The following is a 22794-nucleotide window of genomic DNA, read 5'->3' on the forward strand; positions in this document are numbered from 1 at the left end:
CACTCCGGGATTGCTGGAATAATCGCTGCATGAGTGAACGTCCGCGGCTGACCGTGCTCTCCGGCCCTTCGGGGGTCGGCAAGAGCACGGTCGTCGCCCATATGCGCAAGGAACACCCCGAGGTCTGGCTCTCGGTGTCGGCCACCACCCGCAAGCCCCGCCCCGGCGAACGGAACGGGATCCACTACTTCTTCGTCACCGACGAGGAGATGGACAAGCTGATCGCCAACGGTGAGCTGCTGGAGTGGGCGGAGTTCGCCGGCAACCGTTACGGGACGCCCCGCGCGGCCGTGCTGGAGCGGCTGGAGAACGGCGAGCCCGTCCTGCTGGAGATCGACCTCCAGGGCGCCCGGCAGGTCCGTGAGTCCATGGCCGACGCCCAGCTGGTGTTCCTGGCTCCTCCCTCCTGGGACGAGCTGGTGCGCAGGCTCACCGGCCGGGGCACCGAGCCGCCCGAGGTCATCGAGCGTCGCCTGGAGGCGGCCAGGACCGAGCTGGCGGCCGAGCCGGAGTTCGACGTGACCTTGGTCAACACCTCCGTCGAGGGCGTGGCTCGCGAGCTGCTAGCCTTGATGGACGTTGTGTGATTGTGTCTGATCTTTTCCCCTCTTTCGGAAGGTAGAGCGTGTCCTCTTCCATCACCGCGCCCGAGGGCATCATCAACCCGCCGATCGACGAGTTGCTTGAGGCCACCGACTCCAAGTACAGCCTCGTGATCTACGCGGCCAAGCGGGCCCGCCAGATCAACGCGTACTACTCGCAGCTCGGCGAGGGCCTCCTTGAGTACGTCGGTCCGCTCGTCGACACCCACGTCCACGAGAAGCCGCTCTCGATCGCCCTGCGCGAGATCAACGCGGGTCTGCTGACGTCCGAGGCCATCGAGGGCCCCGCGCAGTAGTACTTTCGGATCGCGGTTGACTTATCCACAGGCCCGGCAGCAGGTTGCCGGGCCTGTGGTGTCTCATGGGTGTGCCAGGTTTTCGAGTCCGGGGAGAGACGGTGGACAAGCCGAGGGTCGTTCTGGGGGTCAGTGGCGGCATCGCCGCGTACAAGGCCTGTGAGCTGCTGAGAAGGTTCACGGAGTCGGGCCACGACGTGCGCGTGGTGCCCACCGCCTCCGCCCTGCACTTCGTCGGCGCCGCCACCTGGTCCGCGCTGTCCGGCAACCCGGTCTCCAGCGAGGTCTGGGACGACGTCCACGAGGTCCCGCACGTCCGCATCGGGCAGCACGCGGACCTGGTCGTGGTCGCCCCGGCGACCGCCGACATGCTCGCCAAGGCGGCGCACGGCCTCGCGGACGACCTGCTGACCAACACCCTCCTCACGGCCCGCTGCCCGGTCGTCTTCGCGCCTGCGATGCACACGGAGATGTGGGAGCACCCGGCCACCCAGGAGAACGTGGCCACCCTGCGCCGGCGCGGCGCGGTCGTCATCGAGCCCGCGGTCGGCCGTCTCACCGGCGTCGACACCGGCAAGGGCCGGCTCCCCGACCCGGCGGAGATCTTCGAGGTCTGCCGCCGCGTGCTGGCCCGCGGCGTCACCACGCCCGACCTCGCCGGCCGCCACGTCGTCGTCTCCGCGGGCGGCACCCGCGAGCCCCTCGATCCGGTCCGCTTCCTCGGCAACCGCTCCTCCGGCAAGCAGGGCTACGCCCTCGCCCGCACGGCCGCGGCCCGCGGTGCCCGGGTGACGCTGATCGCGGCCAACACCACGCTGCCCGACCCGGCCGGCGTGGACGTCGTCCCGGTCGGCACCGCCGTCCAGCTCCGCGAGGCCGTCCTCAAGGCCGCGGCGGACGCCGACGCCGTCGTCATGGCCGCGGCCGTGGCCGATTTCCGCCCGGAGACGTACGCGACCGGGAAGATCAAGAAGAAGGACGGCGAGGATCCCGCCCCGATCGTGCTGATACGGAATCCGGACGTCCTCGCGGAGATCTCGGCCGAGCGCGCCCGCCCCGGGCAGGTCGTCGTCGGCTTCGCCGCCGAGACCGACGACGTCCTCGCCAACGGCCGGGCCAAGCTCGCCCGCAAGGGCTGCGACCTGCTCGTGGTCAACGAGGTGGGCGAGCGCAAGACCTTCGGTGCCGAGGAGAACGAGGCGGTCGTGCTCGGCGCCGACGGCAGCGACACGCCCGTGCCGCACGGCCCGAAGGAAGCGCTTGCCGACATCGTCTGGGACCTCGTCGTCGCCCGCCTGGGCTGACGCGGTCCAGCCGTCCGGGTCGCGTTTTCCCGGCCATTCGGCCTCTCTTTTGCGCCAGGCAATGTCGCGTAGTAGCTCTGGCCAAGGCCCCTCGCGATTGTGCAGAATGCCCGTGCCGCAGGTCACAGCGCTCCCAAGAGGCGAGACACGTGGGCCGGCGGCCGTGTGCGACCGATAAACTGTTCCCGGACGACGCCGGGCGCAGCCCCCCGTGTCGTCCGTCAATGATCAGCCAGCAGCCGCTGCAACCCCAGGGAGCGTTGTGTCCCGTCGCCTGTTCACCTCGGAGTCCGTGACCGAAGGTCACCCCGACAAGATCGCTGACCAGATCAGCGACACGATTCTCGACGCGCTTCTGCGTGAGGACCCGACTTCCCGGGTCGCCGTGGAGACGCTGATCACCACCGGCCTGGTGCACGTGGCCGGCGAGGTCACGACCAAGGCCTACGCAGACATCGCCACCCTGGTCCGCAACAAGATCCTGGAGATCGGCTACGACTCCTCGAAGAAGGGCTTCGACGGCGCCTCCTGCGGCGTCTCGGTGTCCATCGGCGCGCAGTCCCCGGACATCGCGCAGGGTGTCGACACGGCGTACGAGTCCCGCGTCGAGGGCGACGAAGACGAGCTGGACCGGCAGGGCGCGGGCGACCAGGGCCTGATGTTCGGCTACGCGACGGACGAGACCCCGACGCTCATGCCGCTCCCGATCTTCCTGGCGCACCGCCTGTCGGCGCGCCTGTCCGAGGTCCGCAAGAACGGCACCATCCCCTACCTGCGTCCGGACGGCAAGACGCAGGTCACCATCGAGTACGACGGCGACAAGGCCGTCCGCCTCGACACCGTGGTCGTGTCCTCCCAGCACGCCTCGGACATCGACCTGGAGTCCCTCCTGGCCCCCGACATCCGCGAGTTCGTCGTGGAGCCGGAGCTGAAGGCGCTCCTCGACGAGGGCATCAAGCTGGACACCGAGGGCTACCGCCTGCTGGTCAACCCGACCGGCCGCTTCGAGATCGGCGGCCCGATGGGTGACGCCGGCCTCACCGGCCGCAAGATCATCATCGACACCTACGGCGGCATGGCCCGCCACGGTGGCGGCGCCTTCTCCGGCAAGGACCCGTCCAAGGTGGACCGCTCGGCCGCCTACGCGATGCGCTGGGTCGCCAAGAACGTCGTCGCGGCCGGCCTGGCCGCCCGCTGCGAGGTCCAGGTCGCCTACGCCATCGGCAAGGCCGAGCCGGTCGGCCTGTTCGTCGAGACCTTCGGCACCAACAAGGTCGAGACCGAGAAGATCGAGAAGGCCATCGACGAGGTCTTCGACCTGCGTCCGGCCGCGATCATCCGCGACCTCGACCTGCTGCGCCCGATCTACTCCCAGACCGCCGCGTACGGCCACTTCGGCCGTGAGCTGCCGGACTTCACCTGGGAGCGCACGGAGCGCGTGGACGCCCTGCGCAAGGCCGTGGGCCTGTAGGCCCCACACGGATCTCTCACCGAGGCCCGGCTTCCCTTCGGGGGGCCGGGCCTCGGCGTCTCGTGTGCCCGGGCGCCGCTCCCAGGGTCGTTTGTCAGTGGTGTTTGGTAAGAATGCAAGCGTGAGCAGCGAGAACGGGCCGGGGGGCGGCGGGGGCGAAGGAGTCCCGCCGGAGCAGCTTGCGCTCATTCGGGAGAGTGTGCGCGGGGCCAAGGTGCCGCGGGCCAAGCCGCGGACGTGGCGGGGGGCGGCGCTGGCCAAGGAGCTGCCCGTCGCGCGCGTGCTGGTCGACAAGGGTGTCCTGCATCTCGACCGGTATTTCGACTACGCCGTACCCGAGGAGCTGGACGCCGACGCGCAGCCCGGGGTGCGGGTGCGGGTGCGGTTCGGGGCCGGGCGGCACCGGGTGCGGGAAGGGCGCCGGGAGGGCGGGGGCCTCATCGACGGGTTCCTCGTCGAGCGCCTGGCCGAGTCCGAGTACTCCGGACCGCTGGCCGCGCTCGCCCAGGTCGTGTCGCCCGAGCCCGTGCTGGGCGAGGAACTGCTGGGGCTCGCGCGGGCCGTCGCCGACCGGTACGCCGGGAGCCTCGCCGATGTGCTGCAGCTGGCCGTGCCGCCCCGCAGCGCGCGAGCCGAGCGACGGCCGTCGCCCGAGCCTCTGCCGGCGCCCGCCGCGCCCGACGCCGGGTCCTGGGCGCGCTACGAGCACGGGGGAGCCTTCGTCGAGTCGCTGGCCTCCGGGGGAGCCCCGAGGGCGGTGTGGAACGCCCTGCCGGGGCCGCTGTGGAGCGAGGAGCTGGCCCGTGCCGTCGCCGCCACGCTCGCCTCGGGACGCGGTGCGCTCGTCGTCGTACCGGACGGGCGTGCCGCCGCGCGCGTCGATGCCGCGCTGACCGCCGTGCTCGGCGAGGGCCGCCACGCGCTGCTCACCGCCGACGCCGGACCCGAGAAGCGGTACGAGCAGTGGCTCGCCGTGCGGCGGGGGGCCGTACGGGCCGTCGTAGGGACCCGGGCGGCCATGTTCGCCCCTGTGCGGGACCTGGGACTCGTCGCCATCTGGGACGACGGCGACGACAGCCACAGCGAGCCGCACGCCCCGCAGCCGCACGCCCGGGACGTCCTGCTGCTGCGTGCCGCGCTGGACAAATGTGCCTTCCTGCTGGGCGGCTTCAGCTGCACGGTGGAGGCCGCGCAGCTCGTGGAGAGCGGCTGGGCGCGGCCCCTGGTCGCCGGGCGGGAACAGACGCGACGGACCGCGCCCCTCGTCCGGACCGTCGGCGACGACGACCTCGCGCGAGACGAGGCCGCCCGCGCCGCCAGGCTGCCCACCGTCGCCTGGCAGGTCGTCCGGGAAGGGCTGCGGCACGGGCCCGTCCTGGTGCAGGTGCCCCGGCGCGGCTATGTGCCGCGCCTGGCCTGTGCCCAGTGCCGCGCCGCCGCCCGCTGCAGCCACTGCTCCGGGCCGCTCCAGGGCCAGGACGCGGGCGTGCTGCGCTGCGACTGGTGCGGGCGCGAGGAGGGCGCCTGGCACTGCCCCGAGTGCGGCGGCTTCCGGCTCCGGGCCCAGGTCGTGGGTGCCCGCCGGACCGCCGAGGAACTGGGGCGGGCCTTTCCCGCCGTACCGGTGCGGACTTCCGGACGGGAGCACGTACTGGACACGGTGCCGGGCACGCCCGCGCTGGTCGTGAGCACACCGGGCGCCGAGCCGGTCGCCGAGGGCGGCTACGCGGCGGCCCTGCTGCTGGACGGCTGGGCCATGCTCGGCCGCCCCGACCTGCGGGCCGGGGAGGACGCGCTGCGCCGCTGGATCGCGGCCGGGGCCCTCGTACGGCCGCAGGGTGAGCGGGGGACCGTGGTCGTCGTCGCCGAGCCGACCCTGCGTCCCGTGCAGGCCCTGGTGCGCTGGGACCCCGTCGGGCACGCGGTCCGCGAGCTGGCCGAGCGGGCCGAACTGGGCTTCCCGCCGGTGTCGCGGATGGCGGCCGTGTCCGGTACGACGGAGGCCGTGGCCGAGTTCCTGAGCGCGACCGAACTGCCGCCGGACGCGGAGGTGTTGGGACCGGTTCCGCTACCGCCCACCCTCCCCGGCCGGCCACGCCGCCCCGGTGCCCCGCCGCCCGGAGAACACTGGGAACGCGCCCTCGTCCGCGTGCCACCGGGCAGCGGGGCGACACTGGCCGCCGCCCTGAAGAACGCGATGGCAGCCCGGATGGCACGGGGGAGCGGGGAGGCGGCACGGGTGCGGGTGCGCATCGACCCGCCGGATATCGGGTGACCCCGCGGGAGCGATGCCCTGCGGGCTGCGGGCTGCGGGGCCGTCAGGGCGTGGGGCGCGTGGCTTCGGGTTGGCGGGGCCGCCGGCTCGCTCGGCCTGAGGACTGCGAGGCTGCCTGGCCGCCTGGCTGCCTGGCCTCCTGGCCTCCTGGCGGCGGCGAGGGGTGCGGTGTCGGGCCGTTTTGGGGCTGTGTGGCCTGGGTGTGGCGGGGATGTGTGGGGGTGAGGGGCTGCCGGGGCGTGCGGTTTCGGGGCTGAGGGGGGTCCTTGATCGCGGGGGCGTGGCCCCGAGGGCTGCTGGCTCGGTCGGTCGGGGACTGCGAGGCTGCCTGGCGTCCTGACTGCCTGGCGGAGGCGAGGGGTGCGGCGTCGGGCCGAACTGGGGCTGCGTGGCCTGGGCGTGGCGTGGACGCGTGGGGTGAGCCTCGGGGCGGCGGTGCATCGGGTGGCGGTGCCTGCGGACTGCACGGCGTCGGCTCGGCGGGGAGCCGACGTGTCTGGGTTCGCCGTATGGCTGCGCTCGCGCGCATACCTGCACGTGTCTGCCCTCCCGGCCGTTCTCCGGGAGGGCAGGGTGAGGTGGTGTCAGCCGTTGCGTGGCCCCGGGAAGGCTGTCGGGCGGGCGTCGTCGCGGAGCGTCGGGCTGCCGGCGGTGGGCTGGGTCGGCATGGAGCGGGCTGCGGGGACCGTAGGGACCACGGGCAGGCCGGAGTTCACGTTGAGCGTGCGGGTGCCGGACGGCTCCGGCGTCCCCTCGGCCTCGGCGGCTGTCTGGGTCGCGGCGCGGCGGGCGCCGTAACGGCGGTGCACCGCCTGCTTGGTGACCCCGAGCGCCGAGCCCACCGCATCCCAGGAGAAGCCGAGCGAGCGGTCGAAGTCCACGGCGGCCGTGACCAGGGTTTCGACACTGTCCCGGAGTTCCTGGGCGAGGCGGACCGTCGGGGCGGGGGCGCGTCCGTAGACGACGAAGCCCGTGGACGGGCCGGAGCGGCGCGGGCGGTAGACGTTGCCCAACTGGGCCGTGAGCGTGCGCAGGGCTTCCACCTGGCGGCGGACCCGCTCGATGTCCCGCACCAGCAAGTGCAGGCTGGCCCGGGCCTGGGCGTCGTGGGTTGCGTGGTCGGCCATGAACAAGCCTCTCGAACCGGCGTTGAAAGGAATTGGGCCGTGAAAGGGGCCCGATGTGGTCAACTCTCTCTTGACCAACGCGTTTCCGCTCCGCTGGTCACGGGGTGGGGGCGTACGGGCATATGCGTACGCCTGTCGCCCACCCGCGCACCACCTGTGCCCGTCCGCCGGGAAACCTGCGGGGCGGTGAAGGGGGAGCTGGTCATAGACTGGTGCGCTGCCCGTCCAACCCTGCCCGAGAGGCCCGATCCTGCCCATGAAGCTCGTCTTCGCCGGTACCCCCGAGGTCGCCGTTCCCGCTCTGGACGCTCTGATCGCCTCCGGGCGGCACGAGGTGGCCGCCGTCGTCACGCGGCCCGACGCGCCGGCCGGGCGGGGGCGCAGGCTGGTCGCGTCGCCCGTGGCCGAGCGGGCGGAGGAGGCCGGGATCGAGGTGCTGAAGCCGGTCCGGCCACGCGACCCCGAGTTCCTGGAGCGGCTCAAGGAGATCGCGCCCGACTGCTGCCCCGTCGTCGCCTACGGCGCCCTGCTGCCCAGGGCCGCCCTGGACATCCCGGCGCACGGCTGGGTCAACCTGCACTTCTCGCTGCTGCCCGCCTGGCGCGGAGCCGCGCCGGTGCAGCACTCCATCATGGCCGGGGACGAGATCACCGGGGCGTCCACCTTCCTCATCGAGGAGGGGCTCGACTCGGGGCCGGTGTACGGGACCGTCACCGAGGTGGTCCGGCCGACCGACACCAGCGGTGACCTGCTCACCCGGCTCGCCTTCGCCGGTGCCGGACTGCTCGCCGCGACCATGGACGGCATCGAGGACGGCACCCTGAAGGCCGTACCGCAGCCCGCCGAGGGCATCACCCTCGCACCGAAGATCACCGTCGAGGACGCGCAGGTCGACTGGGCCGCGCCCGCGCTCCGGGTGGACCGCGTGGTGCGCGGCTGCACCCCGGCGCCCGGCGCCTGGACGAGCTTCCGCGGCGAGCGGCTCAAGCTCATCCAGGTCACGCCCGTGCCCGAGCGGACCGACCTCGCCCCGGGGCAGCTGGCCGTCGGCAAGAACAGCGTGCACGTCGGCACCGGTTCCTACGCCGTCGAGCTGCTGTGGGTGCAGGCGCAGGGCAAGAAGCCGATGCGCGCGGCCGACTGGGCCCGGGGTGTGCGCATCGCCGAGGGCGAGACCCTCGGCGGCTGAGGTCCCCCGGCGTAGGCTGGGATTCGCACGTCCATCCATATCCGGAGCACCTTTTTCGTGACTGAGCAGTCCCGGCGGCCCCGTAAGCCCGCCAAGCCCTACCGCCGTCCCCAGAAGGACCCCGTCCGCATGATCGCCTTCGAGGCGCTGCGCGCGGTGGACGAGCGGGACGCGTACGCCAACCTCGTGCTGCCGCCGCTGCTGCGGAAGGCACGGGAGAAGGGCGACTTCGACGCGCGCGACGCCGCGCTCGCCACCGAGCTGGTGTACGGGACGCTGCGTCGGCAGGGCACGTACGACGCCGTCATCGCCGCGTGTGTCGACCGGCCGCTGCGCGAGGTCGACCCGCCGGTGCTCGACGTGCTGAGCCTCGGCGCGCACCAGCTGCTCGGGACGCGGATCCCCACGCACGCGGCCGTCTCCGCCTCCGTCGAGCTGGCGCGGGTCGTGCTCGGCGACGGGCGGGCGAAGTTCGTCAACGCCGTGCTGCGCAAGGTGGCCCAGGACGACCTGGACGGCTGGCTGGAGAAGGTCGCGCCGCCCTATGACGAGGATCCCGAGGACCATCTCGCGGTCGTGCACTCCCACCCCCGGTGGGTCGTCTCCGCGCTGTGGGACTCGCTCGGGGGCGGCCGGGCCGGTATCGAGGACCTGCTGGAGGCCGACAACGAGCGGCCCGAGGTGACCCTCGTCGCGCGGCCGGGGCGGGCCACCGCCGAGGAGCTGCTGCGCGAGGACGCGGCCGTGCCGGGGCGCTGGTCTCCGTATGCCGTGCGGCTCACCGAGGGCGGCGAGCCGGGTGCCGTCGAGGCCGTGCGTGAGGGGCGGGCCGGGGTGCAGGACGAGGGCAGCCAGCTGGTGGCCCTTGCCCTGGCCAACGCGCCGCTGGAGGGGCGCGACGAGAAGTGGCTCGACGGGTGCGCGGGGCCCGGCGGCAAGGCCGCGCTGCTCGCCGCCCTGGCCGCCGAGCGGGGAGCCGCGCTGCTCGCCTCCGAGAAGCAGCCGCACCGGGCCGGTCTGGTCGCCAAGGCGCTGGCCGGGAACCCCGGGCCCTATCAGGTGATCGCCGCCGACGGGACCCGGCCGCCGTGGCGGCCCGGCACCTTCGACCGCGTGTTGATGGACGTACCGTGCACCGGGCTCGGCGCGCTGCGCCGGCGGCCCGAGGCGCGATGGAGGCGGCGCCCCGAGGACCTGGACAACTTCGCGCCGCTCCAGCGCGCCCTGCTGCTCACCGCGCTCGACTCCGTGCGCGTCGGCGGGGTCGTGGGCTACGCGACCTGCTCGCCGCACCTCGCCGAGACCCGCGCGGTCGTCGCCGACGTGCTCAAGCAGCGCCCGGAGACCGACCTCATCGACGCCCGTCCGATGCTGCCCGGCGTCCCCGCGCTCGGCGAGGGGCCGGATGTGCAGCTGTGGCCGCATCTGCACGGCACGGACGCGATGTACCTGGCGCTGATCCGCCGCACCGGCTGACCCGCGTGCTCGCTCTCTCCACAGGCGTCGTCATACCGTCGGACAAGTAGGACGAACGGCCTCGCCTGTGGACCGAGGCGAACATCAGTGCTCCGGGCATGGCAGTCTTGGGTCATGGCCGCGCAGATCAATCCCAGCATCCTGTCCGCCGACTTCGCGAGACTCGCGGAGGAGGCCAAGGCGGTCCAAGGCGCCGACTGGCTTCACGTCGACGTCATGGACAACCACTTCGTCCCGAACCTCACGCTCGGCGTGCCGGTCGTGGAGTCCCTGGCCCGTGCGACGGACACCCCGCTGGACTGCCACCTGATGATCGAGGACCCCGACCGCTGGGCGCCCCAGTACGTCGAGGCGGGCGCCTCGTCCGTCACCTTCCACGTGGAGGCCGCCGCCGCCCCCGTGCGGCTGGCCCGCGAGATCCGCGCCAAGGGTGCGCGCGCCTCGATGGCGCTCAAGCCCGCGACGCCGATCGAGCCCTTCGAGGACCTGCTGCCGGAACTCGACATGCTGCTGATCATGACGGTCGAGCCGGGCTTCGGCGGCCAGGCCTTCCTGGACATCATGCTGCCGAAGATCCGCCGTACCAGAGAGCTGATCGACAAGCACGGTCTCCAGCTCTGGCTGCAGGTCGACGGCGGTGTCTCGGCCTCGACGATCGAGCGGTGCGCGGACGCGGGCGCGGACGTCTTCGTCGCCGGTTCCGCGGTGTACGGCGCCGGGGATCCGGCGGAGGCCGTGCGTGCGCTGCGCGCCCAGGCGGAGGCGGCCACCGCGAAGGCGTCCTGGTCATGCGGCCACTGAGCCGTCCAAACGTGAACGCTTAAGTGAACGGCGCCCATCAGGGCGGATCAGTTGCGCCGAATCTGCAAGGATGAACGGCGAGTCCAGAGTGTGAACAGCAGTGAGGAGATCGCCGTGTCGGGTATGTCGGCGGGCCGGTCAGCCATGCGGATGGGACCCGCTGAGCTGGTGCAGGCGGCGGCCATGGCCCGCCGCTTCTACCTCGAGGGCAAGTCCAAGATCCAGATCGCGGAGGAGTTCGGCGTCAGCCGCTTCAAGGTGGCCCGGGTCCTGGAAACCGCCCTCGAACGGGATCTCGTGCGCATCGAGATCCGTGTGCCGGCCGAGCTGGACGCCGAGCGCTCCGACGCGCTCCGCGCTCGCTACGGCCTGAGGCACGCCGTCGTGGTCGAGTCCCCGGCTGAGGCCGAGGAGACCCCCGACCCCGAGAACCTCGGCGAGGTGGCCGCCGACCTGCTCGGCGAGCTCGTCAACGAGGGGGACGTACTGGGCCTGGCCTGGGGCCGGTCCACCATCCACATGGCGGCGGCGCTCGACCGGCTGCCGCCGTGCACGGTGGTCCAGCTGACGGGCGTGTACGACGCCGGAACCGCCGAGCGCGGCTCCGTGGAGGCGGTGCGCCGGGCCGCGCAGGTCTCCGGCGGCGACGCGCACCCCATCTACGCCCCGATGCTGCTGCCGGACGCGGCCACGGCGACGGCGCTGCGCAACCAGACCGGGATCGCCCGGGCCTACGAGTACTTCGACAAGGTCACGGTCGCCTGCGTCTCCATCGGCTCCTGGGAGCCGGGCATCTCGACGGTGCACGACATGTTGAGCGACGAGGAGCGCGCGCACTACGCCTCCCTCGGTGTCGCCGCCGAGATGTCCGCGCACCTCTTCGACGCCGAGGGGCGCCGGATCGGGCGGGACCTGGGGGAGCGGTGCATCACGGTCACGGCCGACCAGCTGCGCCGTATCCCGGAGGTCGTGGCGATCGCGGGCGGGCAGCGCAAGGCGTCCGCGATCGACGCGGTGCTCCGCTCCGGGCTGGTCACCAGCCTGGTCACGGACACCTCGGCCGCGGACTACCTGATGACGGCGGGGCCGACGCCGAAGCCCGCGCTCAACCGCGCGGATCCCGACGGGTCCTGACGGCGGGTCGTGGCGTCGTCGTAGCGGGACGGCCGTGGCAGCATCGTCGGCATGCTGCTGCGGTTCGTCCCTCAGGCGCTCGGGCGATGCGTGCCCCGTGCGCTCGCGGGGCTTCTGGTCGTCCTCGCCGTCCTGCTCACCGGCTGCTCCTCGGGCTCCTCCACCACGCATGCTTCGACGGGCACAGCGGTCCCGACCCCTGCCTGGGTCCGGGGCATGCGCACCGTCGAGGCGTCCGAGCTGCCCGCCGAGGCCCGGCAGACCCTGGCCCTCATCGACCAGGGCGGACCCTTTCCGTACGCCCGGGACGGGGTCGTCTTCGGGAACTTCGAGGGACGGCTGCCCAGCCACGAGCGCGGCTACTACCACGAGTACACGGTGCGGACACCCGGCTCGCGCGACCGCGGCGCCCGGCGCATCGTCACCGGAGAGCACGCGGAGATCTACTACACCGATGATCACTACAAGTCGTTCCGGGCGGTGCTGAGATGAGCGTTGAGCCGACAGAAGACCTGACGGGGCGGCTCGTCGTCACCCTGGACCTCGACGGGGTCACGGACAAGGCGGGCCTCATGGACCGGGTCGCCGGTGCGCTGGCGCTGCCCGACTGGTTCGGGCGGAACTGGGACGCGCTGGTCGACTCCCTCTCCGACCACACCGTCTGGCCCGAGGCGGCCGTCGAGCAGGGGCTGCTGCTCGTCGTGCGGGGCTGGCGGCCGTACGCCGAGGCGGCTGCGGACGAGTGGCGGACCGCGCAGGACGTGTTCGCCGAGGCGGTGGACCGCACGCCCGCGCTCGCCGTCGTCCTGGCCCTTGGAGGATCCTCCTAAGGCCCCTCCGGGCAGCCTGGATGTTCTGTGGAGGCATGACAGGGCCCCCACATGGGACAATGAAGTACGTGCTCTTTCCCCCCGGCGCACCCGTCGGGGGGTCACCTCTGATCGACTGGGATGTGCAGCACGTGCGTTTCCTCAATGACATCCAGCCCGCGTACGACCTGACGTACGACGACGTGTTCATGGTGCCGAGCCGCTCCGCGGTGGGCTCGCGTCAGGGCGTGGACCTCAGCTCGCCGGACGGCACGGGCACCACCATCCCGCTCGTCGTCGCCAACATGACCGCCATCGCCGGCCGCCGCATGGCCGAGACGATGGCCCGCCGCGGCGGCCTGGTGGTCATCCCGCAGGACATCCCGATCGATGTCGTCACCGACGTCGTCTCCTGGGTGAAGAGCCGCCACCTGGTGCTGGACACCCCGATCGTGCTGGCCCCGCACCAGACCGTCGCCGACGCGCTCGCGCTGCTGCCCAAGCGGGCGCACAACGCCGGTGTGGTCGTCGACGAGGACCACCGGCCCGTCGGCGTCGTCACCGACGCGGACCTGTCCGGCGTCGACCGCTTCACCCAGCTCGAAGTGGTCATGTCCAAGGACCTGCTCCTGCTGGACGCGGACATCGACCCGCGCGAGGCCTTCAACACCCTCGACCAGCACAACCGCCGCTACGCCCCGGCCGTCGACAAGGACGGCAAGCTCGCCGGCATCCTCACCCGCAAGGGCGCCCTGCGCGCCACGCTGTACACGCCGGCCGTCGACCAGGACGGCAAGCTGCGCATCGCGGCGGCCGTCGGCATCAACGGCGACGTGGCGGGCAAGGCCAAGCAGCTGCTCGACGCCGGCGTGGACACGCTCGTCATCGACACCGCGCACGGCCACCAGGAGTCGATGATCAGCGCCATCAAGGTGGTGCGCGCGCTCGACCCGCAGGTGCCGATCGTCGCGGGCAACATCGTCTCCGCCGAGGGCGTCAAGGACCTGATCGACGCCGGTGCGGACATCATCAAGGTCGGCGTCGGCCCCGGCGCCATGTGCACCACGCGCATGATGACCGGCGTGGGCCGGCCGCAGTTCTCCGCGGTCCTGGAGTGCGCCGCCGAGGCGAAGAAGTACGGCAAGCACGTGTGGGCCGACGGCGGTGTCCGCCACCCGCGCGACGTGGCCATGGCCCTCGCGGCCGGTGCGTCCAACGTGATGGTCGGCTCCTGGTTCGCCGGTACGTACGAGTCGCCGGGCGACCTCCAGCACGACCCCAACGGGCGCGCCTACAAGGAGTCCTTCGGCATGGCGTCCGCGCGTGCGGTGGCCAACCGCACGTCGGAGGAGTCGGCGTACGACCGGGCCCGCAAGGCGCTGTTCGAGGAGGGCATCTCCACCTCCCGCATGTACCTCGACCCGGGTCGTCCGGGCGTCGAGGACCTGATCGACTCGATCATCGCGGGCGTCCGCTCCTCCTGCACCTACGCCGGTGCCTCCTCCCTGGAGGAGTTCGCCGAGAAGGCCATCGTCGGCATCCAGAGCGCGGCCGGCTACGCCGAGGGCAAGCCGCTGCACGCCAGCTGGAACTGATCCGAGCCGATCGAGCACGGCCCCCGCTTTCTCCTTGACGGGAAAGCGGGGGCCGTCGCTGTTTCCGCGCCCGAAAAGTCCCTTGCACAACGTTCGGTAGCCCACGCGCAACGATTTGTCATACCGGTGGGATGAACGCAATGATCATCCGGGGATGCGCAAGGTTGCTGCATTACGCACGTGAAGCCCGGCCTCATAGGGTGCTGCGCTGTACGTAGCGTGGCGGGGACTCCGCTCGGCGGGTTCCTGCCCTCGCAGGCCCCCGCCCGTCCCCGCTCCATCTGAACGTCAGCGATAAGGAGCCAGCGCGTGCTCGACCAAGGCGCACCCCCGCAGAACCAACGAACGGCCGCCCCTGCATCCCCGGGCGTCGCCGCGCGGCTGATGCGTCGCAAGCCAGTGGAACGCCTGGTCGCGGAGGGCGGCCACGGTGAGGGAGGCTCGCTGCGGCGCTCCCTCGGACTGTGGCAGCTGACCATGATCAGCATCGGCGCCACCCTCGGCACCGGCATCTTCGTCGTCCTCGGCGAGGCCGTGCCCAAGGCGGGTCCGGCCGTCACCCTCTCCTTCGTGATCGCCGGTCTCACCGCGCTGTTCTCGGCCCTGTCCTACGCCGAGCTGGCGGGCACCATCCCGGTCGCCGGCTCCTCGTACTCGTACGCATACGCAACCATGGGCGAACTGATCGCCTGGGTCTGCGGCTGGTGCCTGCTCCTGGAGTACGGCGTCTCGGTCGCCGCCGTGGCCGTCGGCTGGGGCGAGTACCTGAACGAGCTGCTCGACGGAACCATCGGCGTGACCATCCCGGACGCCCTGGCCAACCCGCCCGGCGTCGACGGCGGCATCTTCAACCTGCCCGCCCTGATCGTCGTGATGCTCGCCATGGTGTTCCTGCTCGGCGGTGCCAAGGAGTCGGCGCGGGCCAACACGATCATGGTGTGCGTGAAGATCGCCGCGCTCGTGCTGTTCTGCGCGATCGGCTTCATGGGCTTCAAGTCCGGCAACTACTCGCACTTCATGCCGCTCGGCATGGCGGGCGTCAGCGCGGCCGGTGCCACGCTGTTCTTCTCCTACATCGGCTTCGACGCCGCCTCCACCGCCGGTGAGGAGGCGAAGAACGCCCAGCGCGACCTGCCCCGCGCGATCATGCTGTCCCTCGTCATCGTGACCGCCCTGTACGTGCTGGTCGCGGCCGTCGCCGTCGGTGCCAAGCCGTGGCGGCAGTTCAACGACTCCGAGGCCGCGCTCGCCCAGATCATGAAGGACGTCACCGGCCAGAGCTTCTGGGGCACCCTGCTGGCGTTCTGCGCCGTCATCGCCATTGCGAGCGTCGTCCTGACCGTGCTCTACGGCCAGACCCGCATCCTCTTCGCGATGTCCCGCGACGGCCTGGTGCCCAAGGTGTTCGCCAAGGTCCACCCGAAGACCGGTGCGCCGCGCGCCAACACGATCATCGTGTCGGTGTTCTGCGGTGTCCTCGCCGCCGCGATCCCGCTCGGCCAGCTCGCCGACGCCACCAGCATCGGCACGCTGTTCGCCTTCGCCCTGGTCAACATCGCCGTGGTGGTGCTGCGCCGCACCCGCCCGAACATGAACCGCACCTTCCGCGTGCCGCTGTCGCCGGTGCTCCCCGCGCTTGGCTTCGCGTTCTGTGTCTGGATGATGGGCAGCCTGTCCAGCGTCACCTGGATCGTGTTCGGTGTCTGGATGGCGGTCGGGCTCGTGTTCTACTTCGTATACGGCTATCGCCGTTCCCGTCTCGCGACCGAGCAGGACGTTGCGGTGCCGGCAGAGAAGTGACCGAACCGAAGAAGTGAACCACCCTCAGTGCTGAACGATCTCGACGAACGCATCGTGCACGCCCTCGCCGAGGACGCCCGCCGCTCCTACGCGGACATCGGGCAGCTCGTCGGCCTGTCCGCGCCCGCCGTCAAGCGGCGCGTGGACAGGCTGCGCGCCACCGGAGCCATCACCGGGTTCACCGTCCGGGTGGACCCGGCGGCGCTCGGCTGGGAGACCGAGGGCTACATCGAGATCCACTGCCGGCGCAACACGTCGCCGGAGACCATCCAGCGGGGGCTGGAGCGCTACCAGGAGGTCGTGGCCGCGTCGACCGTCACCGGCGACGCGGACGCGATCGCCCAGGTGTTCGCCTCCGACATGCGCCACTTCGAGCGGGTGCTGGAGCGGATCGCCGGGGAGCCGTTCGTCGAGCGGACCAAGTCGGTGCTGGTGCTCTCGCCGCTGCTCCGGCGGTTCTCTTCAGGCGCGCCGGGCTGAAAATCCCCAGGTGCGCGGGCGGGGAGCTCTACTCCGCCGTCTTCCGCGCCAGCGCGTTGTTCCCGATCGAGTTGTGCACGCTGAAGCTCACGGCGTCCGAGCGGTAGCGGTCGTCCGACCACTCCACCGGGCGCCCTTCGCGTGTCGTGGTGACGCGCTGCACCCGCAGCAGCGGGCTCGTGCGGCGGACCCCCAGCAGCTCGGCGTCCTGCGCGCCCGCCGCGACCGCGTCGATCACATGCTCCCCGTACGCGAAGACCAGGCCCGTGTCGTCGTAGAGGCGCTGGGTGACCGAGGGGCAGTCGGGTTCGATGGCCTCGACTGCCGGGGAGATCCAGTCGGCGTACACCGTCCGCTCCAGCAGCACCGGCTCGCCGTCCAGGCCGCGCACCCGTAGCACGTGCAACACCGGCGTGCCGACGGCGAGTTGGAGCCGCACCGCGTCCTCGTGCGTGGCCGGGCGGTACTCCTGGGCCGCGACATGGCCCGTGGCCTCGCGGCCCATCGCCCGCGCCCACTGCGCGAAGCTGCGCAGCTCCTCGAAGCTCTGGCTGCGACGGCTGGCCAGCACCACGCGGCGGGCGCCCTGCCGGGAGCCGATCAGGCCCTCGGAGGTGAGGGCGGCGACGGCCTGGCGGACCGTGCCGCGGGACACGCCGTAGTGCCCGGCCAGCTCCGACTCCGAGGGCAGCCGGCTGCCGACCGTGTACTCCTCACGGTCGATGGCTCGCCGCAGTTCGTCGGCGATCTCCTCGTGTCGCGCCGTCATGCTTCCCCTCTGCGTAGGCGACTGTGCACAGCGTGACCAGCCTAATCGACGGATTCAGGTGATCCGTGTCAACCGTAACTGTGCAGCGAATCAGGGGACAGGGTTTCTTCTGCGTTCACCGACAGGACACCGGGTGCGGGCGTACTTGGGTCAACTTGTTCAGACAAGTTCTCGACAAGTTCTCGGCAACAAGCCCATCGCACCGCCTCACCCCCGTGCGCACCCCTGGAGAGACCGTGACCGTGTCCCTGCCGCGAAACGCCGTCCTCGGCGGCTCCCTCGCCGTCGTCGCCGCGCTCGCGCTGAGCGCCTGCGGCGCCGCCCCCGACAAGGCGTCGACCACCAAGGACGGCAAGAACGCCGCCACCGCCACCTCCGCGGCCGACTTCGGCGGCATGGACGCCCTGGTCAAGGCGGCCAAGAAGGAGGGCTCGCTGCACATCATCGCGGTGCCCCGCGACTGGGCCAACTACGGCGCCGTCATCGACGGCTTCCAGAAGAAGTACGGCATCAAGATCGACGACGAGAGCCCCGACGGCACCAGCCAGGACGAGATCAACGCCGTCACCTCCCGCAAGGGCCAGGACCGCGTCCCCGACGTCCTCGACCTGGGCAGCTCCTTCGCGCTGAGCGCCGCCCAGCAGGGCCTGCTCGCGCCCTACAAGGTGGCCTCCTACGGCGACATCCCGGCCGGCCAGAAGGACCCGCAGGCCCGCTGGTTCAACGACTACGGCGGCTACATCTCCATCGGCTGCGACGCCAAGCGCGTCAAGGAGTGCCCCACCACCTTCAAGGACCTCCTCAAGCCCCAGTACAAGGGCCAGGTCGCCCTCAACGGCAACCCCACCAAGTCCGGCTCGGCCTTCGGCGGCGTCTACGCCGCGGCCCTCGCGGGCGGCGGCTCCTTCGACAACATCCAGCCCGGCCTGGACTTCTTCGCCAAGCTGAAGAAGAACGGCAACTACACGCCGGTCGAGTCCACCCCGGCCACCGTCGAGAAGGGCGAGACGCCCATCAGCATCGACTGGGACTACCTGAACGCCGGCTACGCCAAGGAGTTCAAGTCCAAGGGCCTCGACTGGAAGGTCTCCGTCCCGAGCGACGGTCAGTACGCCCAGTACTACTCCCAGGCCGTCACCAAGGACGCCCCGCACCCGGCCGCCGCGCGCCTGTGGCAGGAGTACCTGTACAGCGCCGAGGGCCAGAACCTGTGGCTCCAGGGCTTCGCCCGCCCGGCCCTGATGCCCGCCATGGAGAAGGCCGGCACCCTCGACAAGACCGCCGCCGCCGGCCTCCCGCAGGTCACCGGCACCCCCTCCTTCCCGACCGAGGACCAGCAGAGCAAGGCCAAGACGGTCCTCGCGCAGGGCTGGGGGAAGGCCGTCTCCGGATGACCGCCGCTCTCACGCGTGCGGACGTGGCGCCCGTCGCTTCGGCGAAGCGGCGGCGCCGCGCCCCCGGCTGGCTCGCCGTGGTGCCGCTGCTGGTGTTCACGGCCATCGCCTTCGGCCTGCCCGCCCTGGCCATGCTGAACGGCGCCTTCACGGTCAAGGACCCGACGAGCGGCGCCACGTCGTACACCGGCGAGAACCTGACGAACTCGCTGCAGGGCCCGTACCTCACCGCCCTGGTCGGCAGCGTCAAGTTGTCGGCGATCTCCGCCGGACTCGGCGCTCTGCTCGGGCTGCCGCTCGCCCAGGCCGTGGTCAGCTCCCGCTCCCGCGCGCTGCGCGAGGCCGTGCTGACCGCCTCCGGCGTGCTCGCCAACTTCGGCGGTGTCCCGCTGGCCTTCGCCTTCGTCGCCACCCTCGGCAACGCGGGCGTGCTGACGGTGCACCTGGGCCTGAGGGACAGCGGCTGGAACCTGTACAGCTTCTGGGGCCTCGTCCTCGTCTATCTGTACTTCCTGATCCCGCTGATGGTCCTCACCATCACCCCGGCCCTGGACGGCCTGCGGGCCCAGTGGCGGGAGGCCGCGCTGAACAACGGCGCGACCGGCGTGCAGTACTGGCGGCACGTGGCCCTGCCCGTGCTCGCGCCCTCCCTGCTCGGCGGCTTCGTGCTGCTGTTCGGCAGTGCCTTCGCCGCCTACGCCACCGCCGCCGCCATGGTCGGCAGCGCGGTCCCGCTGGTCACCCTGCAGATCGCCGACGCCCTGTCCGGCAACGTGCTGGTCGGCCAGGAGAACGTGGCCCTCGCCCTCAGCCTCGACATGGTCCTGGTGGCCGGCCTGGTGATGGCCGTGTACCTGCCCCTGCAACGACGGAGCGCCCGATGGCTCGACGCCTGACCCCCTGGCGCTGGGCCGTCCTCGGCCTGGCCGCCCTGTACTTCCTGGTGCCGCTCGGCGCGTCCGTGGTCTTCAGCATCGACGTGCCCGGCCAGGGCGTGACCTTCGACGCCTACACCAAGATCCTGTCCGCCGACGGCTTCGTCTCCAGCCTGCTGCTCTCGCTGGAACTGGCCGCCGCCACCATCGCCGTCGTGCTGCTGCTGATGGTGCCCGCCGTGGTCGCGCTCAGGCTCGGCGCGCCCCGGCTGCGGCCGGTGGTGGAGCTGGTGTGCTCGCTGCCGCTGGTGGTGCCGCCGATCGCGTTCTCCGCCGGGATCGTGACCGTGCTGAAGTGGGGGCCGGACCATCTGTCCCGCACCCCGCTGTTCCAGACGTTCGTGGCGATCCAGAACGAGAACTTCCCTGTAGTGCTGGTCCTCGCCTACGTCGTGATGGCACTGCCGTTCGTCTACCGGGCCCTCGACGCGGGCCTGCGCGCGATCGACGTACGGACCCTCGTCGAGGCGGCCCGCAGCTGCGGCGCCTCCTGGCCGCAGGCCCTCGTCCGGGCCGTCCTGCCGAATCTGCGCGGGGCGCTGCTGAACTCCGGCTTCCTGACGCTGGCCCTGGTCCTCGGCGAGTTCACCGTGGCCCATCTGCTCGGCTACACCCCCTTCGCCGTGTGGATCTACAACATCGGCGAATCGCAGGCCCAGATGTCCGTCGCCGTCTCCGTGCTCAGCCTGCTCGTCACCTGGGCCCTGCTCCTCGCGCTCGCCGGTGCCGGCGGCCGTACCCGAACCGCTTCCTCCCGGGGATGAACACCATGACCGCCACCACGCTTGAGAAGGCCGCCGGCCAGAAGGCCGCCACCGTCGAATTCCGCGGACTCCGCAGGGAGTTCGGCACCACCGTCGCCCTGGACGGACTCGACCTGACCGTCCGCCCCGGGGAGTTCCTGGCCCTGCTCGGCCCCTCCGGCTGCGGCAAGACCACCGCGCTGCGCATGCTCGCCGGGTTCGAACACCCCGACGCCGGCGCGGTGCTGGTGGACGGCGAGGACGTCACCCATGTCCCGGCCCACCGCCGCGACGCCGGGATGGTCTTCCAGTCGTACAGCCTCTTCCCGCACCTGAACGCCGTCGACAACGTCGCCTTCGGACTGCGCATGCGCAAGGTCCGTACGGCCGAACGGCGCGCCCGTGCCGCCGAGTTGCTGGAACTGGTCGGCCTCGGCGACAAGGGGGAGCGGTACCCGCACCAGCTCTCCGGAGGGCAGCAGCAGCGCATCGCGCTGGCCCGTGCGCTCGCCCTGCGCCCCCGCGTCCTCCTGCTGGACGAACCGCTGTCCGCGCTCGACGCCAAGGTGCGACTCAGCCTGCGCGAGGAGATCCGCCGGCTTCAGCAGGAGCTCGGCATCACCACCCTGTTCGTCACGCACGACCAGGAAGAGGCGCTGTCCATCGCCGACCGGGTCGCCGTGATGCGCGCCGGACGGCTCGAACAGTGCGCCGAGCCCGCAGAGTTGTACGGCCGCCCCGCCACCGCCTTCGTCGCCGAGTTCGTCGGCACGATGAGCCGCATCCCGGGCGAGTTGAAGGACGGCACGGCCGAGGTCCTCGGACAGCGGCTGCCGGCCGACGGCGAGGTCGCGGACGGCGCCGTGGACGTGCTGGTGCGGCCCGAGGCCGTCCACGTGCAGGCCGACGAGCAGGGCAGCGCCCGGGTCGTCGCCACCGCCTTCCTGGGCGCGGTCGTCCGGGTCACCGTACGGCTCGCCGACGGCACCGAGGCCAAGGCCGACCTGCCCGCCCACGACGCCGCCGGGCTCGGCGCGGGGAGCGCCGTGAACGTGTCGCTGCCCGAGCGGCCGGTGCTGGTGGCCGAACGTATCCAGAAGTGAGGAAAGACAGAACCGTGACCCCCCACACCCCCGGGCGCCCGCTTCAGGCCGTCCTGTTCGACATGGACGGCACGCTCGTCGACACCGAGCGCCTGTGGTGGGAGGCGGTCGAGCAGGTCGCAGGCCGCCCGCTGACCGAGGCCGACCAGCCGGACGTGCTGGGCCGCCCCGTCGAGCACACGGCGGCCTGGCTCGCCGCGTCCTCCGGCCGGGCGGACGCGGACCTCGCCGCCGACCTGCACCGCGAGTTCGCCGAACGCGTCCGCACCGGCATCGTGCCCCGCCCCGGCGCCCGCGAACTGCTGGACGAGCTGGCCCGCGACGGCGTCCCCACCGCCCTGGTCACCGCGTCCCCGCGCGCGGTCGCCGAGGTCGTCCTCGAGGCCCTCGGTGCCCACCGCTTCGCGGCCTCCGTCACCGCCGACGACACGCCCCGCACCAAGCCCGCCCCCGACCCCTACCTCGCCGCCTGCCGCGCCCTCGGCGTCGACCCGGCGGCCTGCGTGGCCGTCGAGGACACCGAGACCGGCGTGGCCTCCGCCGAGGCCGCCGGGTGCGCCGTGCTCGCCGTGCCCTCGCTCGCGCCGATCGGCGGCGCGCCCGGGCGTACCGTGCGGGACAGCCTGGTCGGCGTCACCACGGAGGAGTTGGAGCACATGATCGCGACGGAACTCCGGGTCATGAGCTGGAACCTGTGGCTCGGCGGCAGCGCGGTCGACGACCACCGGGCCAAGCAGGTCAAGGCCATCCTGGACAGCGGCGCCGACGTCGTCGGCCTCCAGGAGACGGCCCACACCTCCGCACAGGAGCTCGCCGGGCTCCTCGGCTGGCACCACCACGCGGCGGGCGAGAACCTCGGCATCGTCAGCCGCCACCGCATCACCGCCCGGTTCGGAGATCCCGACGTCGGCTTCTACGGAGCCGCCGGCGTCCGGATCGAGGTCGCGCCGGGCCGTGAGGTCGACGTGTGGACCTCGCATCTCCACTACACGCCGTACGGCCCCTACGAGTCCGTCTTCGACGGCCTGCCGGCCGCCGAGCTGATCGCCCACGAGGACGTGCGGCTCGCGCAGATGCGGGACACCCTGCGCCGGATCGCCGAGTCCTCGCGTGACGGCGTCCCGGTCGTCCTCGTCGGCGACTTCAACTGCCCCTCGCACCTGGACTGGCCGGGCGTGGCCTGGCCCGTGACGAAGGCGGCCGAGGACGCGGGCTTCGCCGACTCCTTCCGCGAGGCCCACCCCGACCCGGCCGCCGAGCCCGGCCACACCTGGTCGCCGATCCACCCCGTGCACGAGGACGGCAGCGGGAGACCTGAGCCGCAGGACCGGATCGACTACGTCCTGCACCGCGGCGGCCTGACCGTGCGGGACGCGCGGACCCTGGTCACCGGCACCCCGAGCTCCTGGCCCGAGGTCGCCGGGAACGACTGGCCCTCGGACCACGCGGCCGTGGTCACCACGTTCGCCGTGGATCGGATCTGACCCGGGG

General features: G+C 72.1%; 21 protein-coding genes. 19 read left to right on the top strand and 2 right to left on the bottom strand.

Annotation, left to right across the window (positions count from 1 at the left end):
• Positions 1–29 precede the first annotated feature (29 nt).
• The 5 genes from gmk (at position 30) to ACWD3E_RS22285 (ending at position 5948) form a co-directional block, all read left to right on the top strand.
• Positions 30–587, top strand: coding sequence for a guanylate kinase (gmk, locus tag ACWD3E_RS22265; RefSeq protein ID WP_451389267.1), 558 nt, complete (start codon positions 30–32; stop codon positions 585–587).
• Between the two features lie 38 nt (positions 588–625).
• Positions 626–898, top strand: a complete 273-nt coding sequence (rpoZ, locus tag ACWD3E_RS22270) for a DNA-directed RNA polymerase subunit omega (RefSeq protein ID WP_005319902.1) — start codon at positions 626–628, stop codon at positions 896–898.
• Positions 899–999: 101 nt separating this feature from the next.
• Positions 1000–2202 carry a bifunctional phosphopantothenoylcysteine decarboxylase/phosphopantothenate--cysteine ligase CoaBC gene (coaBC, locus tag ACWD3E_RS22275; RefSeq protein ID WP_451389268.1) on the top strand — a complete coding sequence of 401 codons (1203 nt, stop codon included), beginning with the start codon at positions 1000–1002 and terminating at the stop codon, positions 2200–2202.
• 262 nt (positions 2203–2464) lie between these two features.
• On the top strand, positions 2465–3673 hold the full coding sequence (metK, locus tag ACWD3E_RS22280; RefSeq protein WP_451389269.1) for a methionine adenosyltransferase: 1209 nt from the start codon (positions 2465–2467) through the stop codon (positions 3671–3673).
• Positions 3674–3794: 121 nt separating this feature from the next.
• Complete coding sequence (locus ACWD3E_RS22285; protein ID WP_451389270.1) at positions 3795–5948, top strand: primosomal protein N'; 2154 nt, start codon at positions 3795–3797, stop codon at positions 5946–5948.
• A gap of 584 nt (positions 5949–6532) precedes the next feature.
• On the opposite strand, the gene ACWD3E_RS22290 is transcribed toward ACWD3E_RS22285, so the two are convergent.
• A complete protein-coding gene (locus ACWD3E_RS22290; protein WP_451389271.1) occupies positions 6533–7075 on the bottom strand; it encodes a hypothetical protein in 543 nt (180 codons plus the stop codon).
• A gap of 256 nt (positions 7076–7331) precedes the next feature.
• Here ACWD3E_RS22290 and fmt point away from each other — a divergent pair, with 256 nt between their 5' ends.
• The 9 genes from fmt (at position 7332) to ACWD3E_RS22335 (ending at position 16359) form a co-directional block, all read left to right on the top strand.
• Entirely contained in the window at positions 7332–8264 is a 933-nt protein-coding gene (fmt, locus tag ACWD3E_RS22295) for a methionyl-tRNA formyltransferase (protein ID WP_451389272.1), read from the top strand.
• 57 nt (positions 8265–8321) lie between these two features.
• Entirely contained in the window at positions 8322–9740 is a 1419-nt protein-coding gene (locus ACWD3E_RS22300; protein WP_451389273.1) for an RsmB/NOP family class I SAM-dependent RNA methyltransferase, read from the top strand.
• 114 nt (positions 9741–9854) lie between these two features.
• On the top strand, positions 9855–10541 hold the full coding sequence (rpe, locus tag ACWD3E_RS22305; protein ID WP_451389274.1) for a ribulose-phosphate 3-epimerase: 687 nt from the start codon (positions 9855–9857) through the stop codon (positions 10539–10541).
• Between the two features lie 90 nt (positions 10542–10631).
• Entirely contained in the window at positions 10632–11675 is a 1044-nt protein-coding gene (locus ACWD3E_RS22310) for a sugar-binding transcriptional regulator (protein WP_451389275.1), read from the top strand.
• A 51-nt stretch (positions 11676–11726) separates the two neighbouring features.
• The gene (locus tag ACWD3E_RS22315; protein WP_451389276.1) at positions 11727–12167 is read left to right on the top strand and encodes a ribonuclease domain-containing protein; all 441 of its coding nucleotides are present in this window, start codon (positions 11727–11729) and stop codon (positions 12165–12167) included.
• Positions 12164–12505: a barstar family protein gene (locus ACWD3E_RS22320; RefSeq protein ID WP_451389277.1), complete on the top strand. Its 342-nt coding sequence runs from the start codon at positions 12164–12166 to the stop codon at positions 12503–12505. The genes ACWD3E_RS22315 and ACWD3E_RS22320 overlap by 4 nt, the downstream gene beginning before the upstream one ends.
• A gap of 131 nt (positions 12506–12636) precedes the next feature.
• Positions 12637–14079, top strand: a complete 1443-nt coding sequence (locus ACWD3E_RS22325) for a GuaB1 family IMP dehydrogenase-related protein (protein ID WP_451389278.1) — start codon at positions 12637–12639, stop codon at positions 14077–14079.
• Positions 14080–14388: 309 nt separating this feature from the next.
• Positions 14389–15879 (top strand): amino acid permease, encoded by a 1491-nt coding sequence (locus ACWD3E_RS22330; RefSeq protein ID WP_451389279.1) that lies wholly within the window; start codon positions 14389–14391, stop codon positions 15877–15879.
• A gap of 27 nt (positions 15880–15906) precedes the next feature.
• Positions 15907–16359 carry an Lrp/AsnC family transcriptional regulator gene (locus tag ACWD3E_RS22335; protein WP_067129751.1) on the top strand — a complete coding sequence of 151 codons (453 nt, stop codon included), beginning with the start codon at positions 15907–15909 and terminating at the stop codon, positions 16357–16359.
• 28 nt (positions 16360–16387) lie between these two features.
• Here the strand turns inward: ACWD3E_RS22335 and ACWD3E_RS22340 are convergent, their stop codons facing one another.
• The gene (locus tag ACWD3E_RS22340; RefSeq protein WP_451349400.1) at positions 16388–17128 is read right to left on the bottom strand and encodes a GntR family transcriptional regulator; all 741 of its coding nucleotides are present in this window, start codon (positions 17126–17128) and stop codon (positions 16388–16390) included.
• A 236-nt stretch (positions 17129–17364) separates the two neighbouring features.
• Between ACWD3E_RS22340 and ACWD3E_RS22345 the strand changes: the two genes are divergently transcribed.
• The 5 genes from ACWD3E_RS22345 to ACWD3E_RS22365 are packed head-to-tail and all read left to right on the top strand — an operon-like array spanning position 17365 to position 22787.
• On the top strand, positions 17365–18522 hold the full coding sequence (locus ACWD3E_RS22345) for an ABC transporter substrate-binding protein (protein ID WP_451389280.1): 1158 nt from the start codon (positions 17365–17367) through the stop codon (positions 18520–18522).
• Positions 18519–19418, top strand: a complete 900-nt coding sequence (locus tag ACWD3E_RS22350) for an ABC transporter permease (protein WP_451349398.1) — start codon at positions 18519–18521, stop codon at positions 19416–19418. The genes ACWD3E_RS22345 and ACWD3E_RS22350 overlap by 4 nt, the downstream gene beginning before the upstream one ends.
• Positions 19403–20221 (top strand): ABC transporter permease, encoded by an 819-nt coding sequence (locus tag ACWD3E_RS22355; protein WP_451389281.1) that lies wholly within the window; start codon positions 19403–19405, stop codon positions 20219–20221. The genes ACWD3E_RS22350 and ACWD3E_RS22355 overlap by 16 nt, the downstream gene beginning before the upstream one ends.
• Positions 20222–20226: 5 nt before the next feature.
• Positions 20227–21303, top strand: coding sequence for an ABC transporter ATP-binding protein (locus ACWD3E_RS22360; RefSeq protein WP_451389282.1), 1077 nt, complete (start codon positions 20227–20229; stop codon positions 21301–21303).
• A 14-nt stretch (positions 21304–21317) separates the two neighbouring features.
• Positions 21318–22787 carry an HAD-IA family hydrolase gene (locus ACWD3E_RS22365; protein ID WP_451389283.1) on the top strand — a complete coding sequence of 490 codons (1470 nt, stop codon included), beginning with the start codon at positions 21318–21320 and terminating at the stop codon, positions 22785–22787.
• The last annotated feature ends 7 nt before the right edge of the window (positions 22788–22794 follow it).

The organism is Streptomyces sp. NPDC002676, from assembly GCF_053592455.1.